This is a genomic window from Castellaniella sp. (assembly GCF_034007085.1).
In the GTDB taxonomy this organism is placed as follows: Bacteria; Pseudomonadota; Gammaproteobacteria; order Burkholderiales; family Burkholderiaceae_B; genus Castellaniella.
In genome coordinates this window covers 1-8,704 of the sequence record NZ_JAVERO010000095.1, presented here as the reverse complement: position 1 = coordinate 8,704, position 8,704 = coordinate 1, and the positions used below count along the sequence as shown (strand labels likewise).

The window sequence follows — 8,704 nt, the reverse complement described above, 5'->3', positions numbered from 1 at the left end:
ATATCGGCGTGGTCGGTGGCGATCAGGACGCGGGCAGCGGTCGAGCGTGCTGCCTGCTGCGCGGTACGCACGACCATCGGCAGGCCGCCCAGGTCCAGCAAAGGCTTGCCTGGCAGGCGGGTGGATGCGGCCCGCGCCGGGATCACGACGATGAAGCTCATGCGCGTGTCATGCTGCAGGTACCGGCGTTTCGTCCAGCGAACGGGCTTCGGCAGGCAGCATGATGGGCACGCCGTCGCGGATGGGATAGGCCAGACGGTCGGCAGCGCAGACCAGTTCCTGGCGGTCGCGGTCGTATCGCAGCGCGCTCTTGCAGATGGGGCAGACGAGAATCTGCAGCAGACGGGTTTCCATGAGAGGCGTGGGTATCCGGAAGGGGTGGAACATAGAGTGTAATGCCTGCTGCGGTGCTTGTGCGACTGCTGGCGGACGTCCCGTGCGGCAGGCGGCTGTCCTGGCGGATGGGCTGGGAGTTCTCATGGCTCCCCGGTCCGGCGGTGTGCTGCGGTCCGCAATGCCTGGTCGAGCGCGTCCAGCCAGCCAGGATCGGAAAAGACCGGGGCGGCTTGCACGGACCACAGGCGGGGGTCGTGCGGCGGGGCGCATTTCACGGCGTCCTTGGGGGTGATCAGGATCGGATGAGGCGGCAGGTCATGCAGTGCGTCTGCAGGGATCGCCCGGTGGTCGGGTACGCGCAGCGTGTGCAAGAGGGGGACGCCGGCGGCGCGCAGCATGGCAAAGAAGCGTTCTGGCCGGCCGATGCCTGCTGCTGCGCTGCAGGGAGTGGCGTGGTGTTCCGCCCGCCAGGCGGCCCAGGGCAGGGAGCGGCCGCTGGACAGGTGCGAGGCGGATTCTGGTTCCAGGTGCATGCGGATGGTGTGCGGCGCGGTTGCCGGGACGTGGCTTGCGGCAGGAAAGGGGGGCATGGATTCGTTGGCTGACAGGTGGGTGATCAGCCAATCGGCCTGGGCCAGCCGGGTGGGGCGTTCGCGCAGTGGGCCGGCGGGCAGCAGGCGCCCGTTGCCCACGCCGCGGCTGTCCTGGACGATGATTTCCAGGTCCCGGGCCAGCGCCGTGTGCTGCAGGCCGTCGTCGGCGATGAGGACATCCACGTCCGGATGGGCCGCCAGCAGGGCGGCCGCTGCCCGGGCGCGGTTGGGGTGGGCGGCGACGGGCGCGCCGGTTGCCCCGTGGATCAGCGCGGGTTCGTCGCCCAGGCGGACGGCGCTGGCGCCATCGCGGCTCAGGTGCGGTTCAGGGCCAATGGTGGCGCCATAGCCACGGCTGATGATGCCGGGGTGCCAGCCCCGGGCTTGCAGGGCCTGGCAGACAGCGATCGTGACCGGTGTCTTGCCGGTGCCGCCGACCAGGATATTGCCGATGACCGCGACGGGGACTGGGGCCCGCCAGGCGGTGCGGGCCCGGGCGCGCAAGCGCTGTTCCGATAGCAGGCGGTAGAGCCAGGACAGGGGCAGCAGCAGTGTGCTGAGGGCGCCGCGCCGGCCCCAGATCGCCAGCATGCAGTCTTCGAGCCTGCGGCTGATGCGAGCCGGCGTGCTCATGGTCGTGCCTGGGTCAGGAAGTGGACTTTGCCGATGTGCGCCAGGCGGGCGGCTTCCAGGGCCCGGACGACGGCGGCGTGTGTCGCCTGGCCGTCGGCGTCGATGCGCAGGGCAATGTCTGGCTTGCCGGCAGCCGCCTGCCGCAGGCCGTCGGCCAAGGCGGAGTCGTCCGTCGCGTCGATGTAGTGACCATCCAGCGCGTACAGGCCGTCGCGGCTGATCGCCAGTTCCAGGTAGGGGGCCGTGTCTGGCGCCTGGGCCTGGGCCTGGGGCAGAGCGACCGGCAGTTGGCGGTGGCGGGTGAAGGAGGTCGAGGCCGCCAGGAAGATCAGGATCACCAGAAGCACATCAATCAGTGGGATCAGATTGATCTCGGGCTCGTCATGGGCGCGGCGGTGGTGGAAATTCATGCTGCGGCGCGCCGGCTGATCAGGCGGTTCAGGGTTTCGGCCTCGCGCTCCATGGTGTGCAGAAAGTATTCGACACGAGAGCGGAAGTAACGGTGGAAAGCCAGTGCCGGGATGGCGATCAGGATGCCGAATCCGGTGTTGTAGAGCGCGATGGAGATGCCGTGAGCCAGCTGGGCCGGGTCGCCGCCGGCGGGGTCGTAGGCGCCGAAGATTTCGATCATGCCCACGACGGTGCCGAACAGGCCCAGCAGCGGGGCGATGACAGAGATCGTCGCCAGGGCGGGCAGGTAGCGGTTCAGGCGCCAGGAAACGTCACGGCCGACGGCTTCGACGGCGGCCAGCCGCCAGGCATCGTCCTGGTGGCGGTGGGCGGCGATTTCCGCAAGGATACGGCCCATGGGGCTGCCGCGCGCCAGGCGCAGGACGGCGTCGGGCTCGTCCTGCTGGCGGCGCACCAGTTCGAGCACCTGTTCGGGCAGGCCTGCCGGCATGACCTGGCGGGCGCGCAGGGCCAGGAATCGTTCTATGATGATCGCCAGCGTGATGACCGAAGTGGCGATGAGCAGCCAAATCGGCCAGCCGGCCGCGTGAATGGTGTCCAGCACAGTCCTGATCCTTTTGGGGCCGGGCGGCATGCAGGCCGCGCGGGGGGGGGTGACGCGCCCGGATGGCGCGGCGTGGAGGCATTTTAAAGCCGGAGCGCAAGTCTGGGTGCGGCTTTCCAGATGGTATCCACAATTTCTGTGGATAATTCTGTGTACAAATGCCCGGAGGCACGCATTCCATGGCCTTTTGTACTGGACTGGTTATTTTTTGCACACCAAGGGGTGAATTTTAAATTCATTAAAAATCAATGGCTTGCATCCTGTTTTTGATGTGAATGTTGATGTGCCCCCCTGATAGGCCCGAAAACAGGCGGGTTTGACAAGTCAGGGCTTTCTGTGGATAGGTTTCAATGGGTTTTTCTGTTTCAAGGCTTGCAGAGAGCGGTTTTCCGGCCGGCGAGGCAGTCCTGACCGTTTCGCAGCTCAATCGCCGGGTGGCGCAATTGCTGGAAGATGGCGTGCCGCGTCTCTGGGTGGCGGGCGAGGTTTCCAATTTCACCCGGGCTGCTTCCGGGCATTGGTATTTTTCCATCAAGGACGAGGCCGCCGCCGTGCGCGCAGTCATGTTCCGGGGGCGGGCCCAGGGCGTGGGATTCGTGCCCGAGGTCGGCGGACGCTACGAATTTCGCGTCCAGGTCTCGCTGTATGAGCCTCGGGGGGACTATCAGGTGCAGGTCGAGTCCCTGCGGCCGGCCGGCCGGGGCGATCTGCACGAGGCCTTTTTGCGTTTGCGCGACCGGCTCACCACCGAAGGCTTGATCGATCCGGCGCGGCGGCGTGCGTTGCCGGTTTTGCCCCGGGCGGTAGGCGTCGTGACCTCGCTGACGGCCGCCGCCTTGCGCGACGTGCTTGCGGTCATGGCGCGGCGGGCGCCGCATGTGCGGGTCATCGTCTATCCGGCCCAGGTCCAGGGGCGCGAGGCGGCGTCGCAACTGTGTGCCGCGCTGGATCGGGCTGTCGCGCGGGCCGAAGTCGATACGCTGCTGCTGGTGCGCGGGGGCGGCAGCCTGGAAGACTTGTGGTGTTTCAATGACGAAACCCTGGCGCGCAGCATCGCTGCCTGTCCGATTCCGGTCATCAGCGGCGTGGGACACGAGACGGATTTCACCATCGCCGATTTCGTGGCCGACCTGCGCGCGCCCACGCCGACGGCCGCCGCCGAACTGTGCTGCGAGGATCGTGCCCAGGTGCTGGGCCGTGTGCGGGCGGCGCGTGATCTGCTCATTCGAAGCCAGCAGCGGCGCCTGGAACATGCCGCCATCCGGCTGGACCGGGCCCGGGCCCAGCTTGTGTCTCCGGCTCAACGCCTGCAACTGCGGCGCCAGCGCCTGGAATTTGCTGCCCGGCGGCTGCAGTCAGGCCTGGATCGTCTGCTGCAGGAACGCCGGCAGCGCCCTGCCGTGGCGCTGGGGCGCTTGTCCGCAGGGCTGGATGGGCTGCTGCAGCGCCATCACCGGCGGCTGGATGCGGTCATGGCCGCCCTGGGGGCGTTGGACCCGCATCGGGTGCTGGGGCGTGGCTATGCTCTGGTCCGCCGGGCGGACGGGACAATCGTCAAAAATGCGTTAGACTTGAAAGTTCATGAGCCCATTGAGATCGAATTTGACCAGGGCCGCGCTCAGGCCGAGGTCACCCGGGCTGATTTTCTTTGAAGGAACTGTCATGGCTTTTACCCTGCCGCCGCTGCCCTATGCGATGGATGCACTGGCCCCTCATATTTCTCAGGAAACGCTGGAATACCACTACGGCAAGCACCATCAGGCCTACGTGACGAACCTGAACAAGGCGATCGAAGGCACTGAACTGGCTTCCCTGAGCCTGGAAGACGTGATCCGCAAGTCCAGCGGCGGTGTGTTCAACAATGCGGCTCAGGTCTGGAACCACACGTTCTATTGGAACAGCCTGTCCCCTAAGGGTGGTGGCGAGCCTTCCGGCGCCCTGCGTCAGGCCATCGAGGCCAAATGGGGCAGCGTGGATGCCTTCAAGGCGGCCTTTACCCAATCTGCTGCCGGCAACTTCGGCTCCGGCTGGACCTGGCTGGTCAAGAAGACCGACGGCACCCTGGATATCGTCAACACCAGCAACGCCGGCACCATCGTCAATACGGATGACAAGGCCCTGCTGACCTGTGACGTCTGGGAACACGCCTATTACATCGACTATCGCAACGCCCGTCCCAAATATCTTGAACATTTCTGGAATCTGGTGAATTGGGATTTTGCGGCAGCCAATCTTGGCTGATGCCGGCCATGCAATGGCCCCCGAGGACTATTGCATGCCTGTCGAACCGGGTCGCCTTGCAAGGCGTGACATGAAAAGACGCCGCTATTTGAGCAGGGCCCCGGCCTGACGGGATCCAGGCTGGGAACCGCTTCCCGGAGACGGCGGACGCAGGGATGCGCCCGCCGTTTTTCGATCGAGGAAAAAGATGACGCATGACCATTCCGCCGCGCTTGCGGACGATGCCGCCGACCTGCTGCCAGAAAAAGTCCAGAACGAAAACATCTGGCGGCTTGCCGTCGCACAGGCGCTGGCGGGCGCGAATGCCGTGGTGGTCTATGCCACGGGCGCCATCGTTGGCGATCATCTGGCACCTTCGCCGATGTTGGCGACCCTGCCCATCTCGGTCTTCGTGGTCGGGATGGCGGCCTGCATCCTGCCCGCTGGTGCCTTTGCCCGGCGGCGCGGTCGACGGGCTGCGTTCCTGGCGGGGACCGGCGCCGGCGTGCTGGCCGGTCTGCTGGCGATGTGCGCCGTCCTGCTGAGCGATTTCTGGCTGTTTTGCCTGGCGACGTTCTTTGGCGGTGGCTATGCCGCCGTGGTGCTGTCGTTCCGTTTTGCGGCGGCCGATGGTGTTGCACCGGGGCGCCGCGCCCGTGCGCTCTCGCTCGTGATGGCGGGCGGTGTGGCCGCAGGCGTCGTGGGGCCGCAGCTGGTCACCTACACGATGGACCTGTGGCCACCGCATCGTTTCGCAGCCACGTTCCTGGTGCAGGCCATCGTGGCGCTGCTGTCTGCCTGGATTCTGCTGGGGGTGAGACTGCCCCTGCCCACGGCGGGGGAAATCGCAGGCGGGCGGCCTTTGGCGCGGATCGTGCGCCAGCCCCAGTTCATCGCTGCCGCCATCTGCGGGGCGGTATCCTATTTGTTGATGAATTTCCTGATGACCGCTGCGCCGCTGGCGATGCATATGTGCGGGCATTCCCAGGAACTGGCCAATTGGGGGCTGCAGTGGCATGTGATTGCCATGTATGGCCCCAGTTTTTTCACTGGCAGCCTGATCGCACGCTGGGGCGCCGGCCGCGTGGTGACCGTGGGCCTGGTGATGATCGGCCTGTCGGCTGCGATCGGGCTGGGGGGCGTGGACGTGCCCCATTTCTGGGCGACCTTGATCCTGCTGGGTGTAGGCTGGAATTTCGGTTTTCTGGGGGCTTCGGCCCTGGTGCTCGAATGCCACCGGCCCGAGGAAAAGACCCGCGTGCAGTCGCTCAATGACTTCATCGTGTTCGGCCTGATGGCGGTCGGCTCGTTCTCGTCGGGCGGATTGCTGTCCGCCTATGGCTGGGATCGGGTGCTCTGGGTGTCTTTCGTGCCGCTCGTTCTGGCGTTTGCCGCGCTGGCCGTGATGGCCGTTCGCAAGGACCGGGCGGTGCCTGCAGAGCAGGGGTCGTGAACCCGCAGCGTCCAGCGTGTCTCAGGGGGCCTGGAATGTGACCCGGTCGCCCACCCGTACGCCGGCGTGGGCGAACCAGCCCCGATTCATTTCCAGGGCCCGGACGATGGGTGTGGCAGGGCAGTGAGGATCCAGGCTGTGGGGCTGCATGTCCTGGATGTCGACGATGCGTCCGTCCAGGTCGATGAAGGCGATGGACAAGGCAACGAGGGTGTTCTTCATCCAGAAGCAGTGCATGTCCGGCTTGCCCAGTTCGAACAGCATGCCGGCGTCAGGCGCCAGCGCAGTCCGGTGCATCAGCCCCGCACGCAGTGTGTCGGGCGTGGCCGCATATTCGGCCTGGACGGTGCGCTTGCCGACCTGCAGTGTCACGGTGGGCAGTGGGGGTTGCGCCATCGCCAGGGCACCCCACAGCATCCCGGCCAGCAGCAGGATGGCCGCAGCAAGTGTCCGTTTCGTGGCTTGCGGGCCGCCCCTGGTCAAGGCAAAAAAACAGGGCCCGCCCAGGGCCCCGCATCGCGTTAAAATGGAAGGGAACATTCCGGCCTCGTTCAGGCGGCGGTGATGTTCAGGGCTTGTTTGCCTTTCGGACCTTGCGCGATATCGAAAACGACCTTCTGCCCTTCTTTCAAGGTCTTGAAGCCGTTCATCTGGATGGATGAAAAATGTGCAAAAAGGTCTTCGCCCCCATTGTCGGGGGTAATGAAGCCAAAGCCCTTGGCATCATTGAACCACTTGACCGTTCCTGTCAGCTTTTGTGACTCTCCGGTGTTTTCGATGGATTCCGACATGCAAACTGCCTCTCGACTATAGTGTGGGGTTTGAACGGGCCCCGGGCGTCCCTGGTGGGGCGGCCTGTGGCGCACAGAAGATCATGCTGAATTCCGCCTCATTCAGTCAACTATGGAAACCACTAGGTTCTGATCCGCATGCCGACCGCCATTCAAAATCAGCAGCAATTGGTGCGTGAAGCCGTGCCGGTGCGCCTTGCGCCGCCGCCGATGTATCAGGTCGTGCTGCTGAACGATGACTATACGCCGATGGATTTCGTGGTGCGCGTGTTGCAGCAAGTCTTCCACAAGGGGGGCGCGGAAGCCGAGCGCATCATGTTGCAGGTCCACCACGAGGGCAGGGGGGTATGCGGCATCTACACGCGCGACGTGGCCGCCACCCGGGTCGATGCCGTGCTGCACCTGGCCCATGCCGATCAGCACCCCCTGCAATGCCTGATGGAGCCCGTGCCGCTTTTTTGATGGCAGTCCTGCTTCCCTAGGGACGATCCCGAGTCCCCTGGCGCCAAACGGCGGGCTGTTTTAGTCATAGAATAGGCATAACGGATTGCTTGATCCGCTCCGATATGCAATGGAGGAAGCGTGATTTCCGAAGAGCTCGAAGTCAGCCTGCACATGGCGTTCGTCGAGGCCCGCGCCGCCCGACACGAATTCATTACCGTGGAGCATCTGCTGCTGTCCCTGCTGGACAATGCCTCGGCCGTCGAAGTCCTGCGCGCCTGCGCGGCGGACATTGAACTGCTGCGCCAGGACCTGCGCAAGTTCATCGTCGAGAACACGCCGGTCTTTCCAGGCGAAGGCGAGGTCGATACCCAGCCTACCCTGGGGTTCCAGCGCGTGATCCAGCGCGCCATCATGCATGTGTCCTCCAACGGTTCCAGCAAGAATGCCGTGACCGGCGCCAATGTGCTGGTCGCCATGTACGGAGAAAAGGATTCGCACGCGGTGTATTTTCTCGTGCAGCAGGGCGTGTCCCGGCTGGATGTGGTCAATTACCTGTCCCACGGCATCACCAAGGTCGCCGACGAGCCTGCTGCGGCAGAAAATCCGCGCCTCGAACCGCCCCCCGCCGACCCGAAATCCGAACAGCAGAAATCCCCCCTGGAGACCTACGCCACTGATCTGAATGCCGAAGCCCTCAAGGGCCGCATCGACCCATTGATCGGCCGCGAGGACGAGGTCGAGCGCGTCATCCAGGTGCTGTGCCGCCGGCGCAAGAACAATCCCCTGCTGGTGGGCGAGGCCGGAGTCGGCAAGACGGCCATCGCCGAGGGACTGGCCTGGCGCATCACCCAGGGCGACGTGCCCGAAGTCCTGCACGAGACCCAGGTCTATGCGCTGGACATGGGGGCGCTGCTGGCAGGCACCAAGTATCGGGGCGATTTCGAGCAGCGCCTGAAACTGGTGCTCAAGGCCCTCAAGGACAATCGTCATGCGGTCCTGTTCATCGATGAGATCCACACGCTGATCGGCGCGGGGTCTGCCTCAGGGGGCACGCTGGATGCTTCCAATCTGCTCAAACCAGCGCTGTCCTCCGGCTACCTGAAGTGCATCGGGGCGACCACCTACACCGAATATCGCGGTATTTTCGAAAAGGATCATGCGCTGGCGCGGCGCTTCCAGAAAATCGACATCCCCGAGCCGACCGTCGAGCAGACCATCC

The 8,704-nt window shown here is 65.0% G+C and carries 11 protein-coding genes and 1 pseudogene; 5 read left to right on the top strand and 7 right to left on the bottom strand.

Annotated elements, in window-relative coordinates; translation table 11 throughout:
- The 5 genes and pseudogenes from RBR29_RS08765 to RBR29_RS08745 all read right to left on the bottom strand — a co-directional run.
- Positions 1 to 161 (bottom strand): annotated as a pseudogene (locus RBR29_RS08765) (3-deoxy-manno-octulosonate cytidylyltransferase); the annotation flags it as partial.
- 7 nt (positions 162 to 168) lie between these two features.
- The gene (locus RBR29_RS08760; protein ID WP_320348665.1) at positions 169 to 354 is read right to left on the bottom strand and encodes a Trm112 family protein; all 186 of its coding nucleotides are present in this window, start codon (positions 352 to 354) and stop codon (positions 169 to 171) included.
- 122 nt (positions 355 to 476) lie between these two features.
- Complete coding sequence (gene lpxK, locus RBR29_RS08755) at positions 477 to 1,562, bottom strand: tetraacyldisaccharide 4'-kinase (RefSeq protein ID WP_320348662.1); 1,086 nt, start codon at positions 1,560 to 1,562, stop codon at positions 477 to 479.
- Complete coding sequence (locus RBR29_RS08750) at positions 1,559 to 1,972, bottom strand: biopolymer transporter ExbD (protein WP_320348661.1); 414 nt, start codon at positions 1,970 to 1,972, stop codon at positions 1,559 to 1,561. Before RBR29_RS08750 ends, lpxK begins: the two co-directional genes overlap by 4 nt.
- Positions 1,969 to 2,577, bottom strand: a complete 609-nt coding sequence (locus RBR29_RS08745; RefSeq protein ID WP_320348659.1) for a MotA/TolQ/ExbB proton channel family protein — start codon at positions 2,575 to 2,577, stop codon at positions 1,969 to 1,971. Before RBR29_RS08745 ends, RBR29_RS08750 begins: the two co-directional genes overlap by 4 nt.
- A 350-nt stretch (positions 2,578 to 2,927) precedes the next feature.
- Between RBR29_RS08745 and xseA the strand changes: the two genes are divergently transcribed.
- The 3 genes from xseA to RBR29_RS08730 all read left to right on the top strand — a co-directional run bounded on the left by xseA (position 2,928) and on the right by RBR29_RS08730 (position 6,250).
- Positions 2,928 to 4,229, top strand: a complete 1,302-nt coding sequence (gene xseA, locus RBR29_RS08740) for an exodeoxyribonuclease VII large subunit (protein ID WP_320348657.1) — start codon at positions 2,928 to 2,930, stop codon at positions 4,227 to 4,229.
- Between the two features lie 10 nt (positions 4,230 to 4,239).
- Complete coding sequence (sodB, locus tag RBR29_RS08735) at positions 4,240 to 4,818, top strand: superoxide dismutase [Fe] (RefSeq protein ID WP_320348655.1); 579 nt, start codon at positions 4,240 to 4,242, stop codon at positions 4,816 to 4,818.
- A 187-nt stretch (positions 4,819 to 5,005) separates the two neighbouring features.
- Entirely contained in the window at positions 5,006 to 6,250 is a 1,245-nt protein-coding gene (locus RBR29_RS08730) for an MFS transporter (RefSeq protein WP_320348654.1), read from the top strand.
- Positions 6,251 to 6,271: 21 nt separating this feature from the next.
- On the opposite strand, the gene RBR29_RS08725 is transcribed toward RBR29_RS08730, so the two are convergent.
- Together RBR29_RS08725 and RBR29_RS08720 are read right to left on the bottom strand one after the other, a co-directional pair.
- Complete coding sequence (locus tag RBR29_RS08725) at positions 6,272 to 6,733, bottom strand: DUF192 domain-containing protein (RefSeq protein ID WP_320348653.1); 462 nt, start codon at positions 6,731 to 6,733, stop codon at positions 6,272 to 6,274.
- A gap of 68 nt (positions 6,734 to 6,801) precedes the next feature.
- Positions 6,802 to 7,041 carry a cold-shock protein gene (locus tag RBR29_RS08720; protein ID WP_043683009.1) on the bottom strand — a complete coding sequence of 80 codons (240 nt, stop codon included), beginning with the start codon at positions 7,039 to 7,041 and terminating at the stop codon, positions 6,802 to 6,804.
- Between the two features lie 138 nt (positions 7,042 to 7,179).
- Between RBR29_RS08720 and clpS the strand changes: the two genes are divergently transcribed.
- Positions 7,180 to 7,503, top strand: coding sequence for an ATP-dependent Clp protease adapter ClpS (gene clpS, locus RBR29_RS08715; RefSeq protein WP_320348649.1), 324 nt, complete (start codon positions 7,180 to 7,182; stop codon positions 7,501 to 7,503).
- 120 nt (positions 7,504 to 7,623) lie between these two features.
- On the top strand, positions 7,624 to 8,704 hold a 1,081-nt coding region (locus RBR29_RS08710; protein WP_320348648.1), incomplete at its 3' end, for an AAA family ATPase.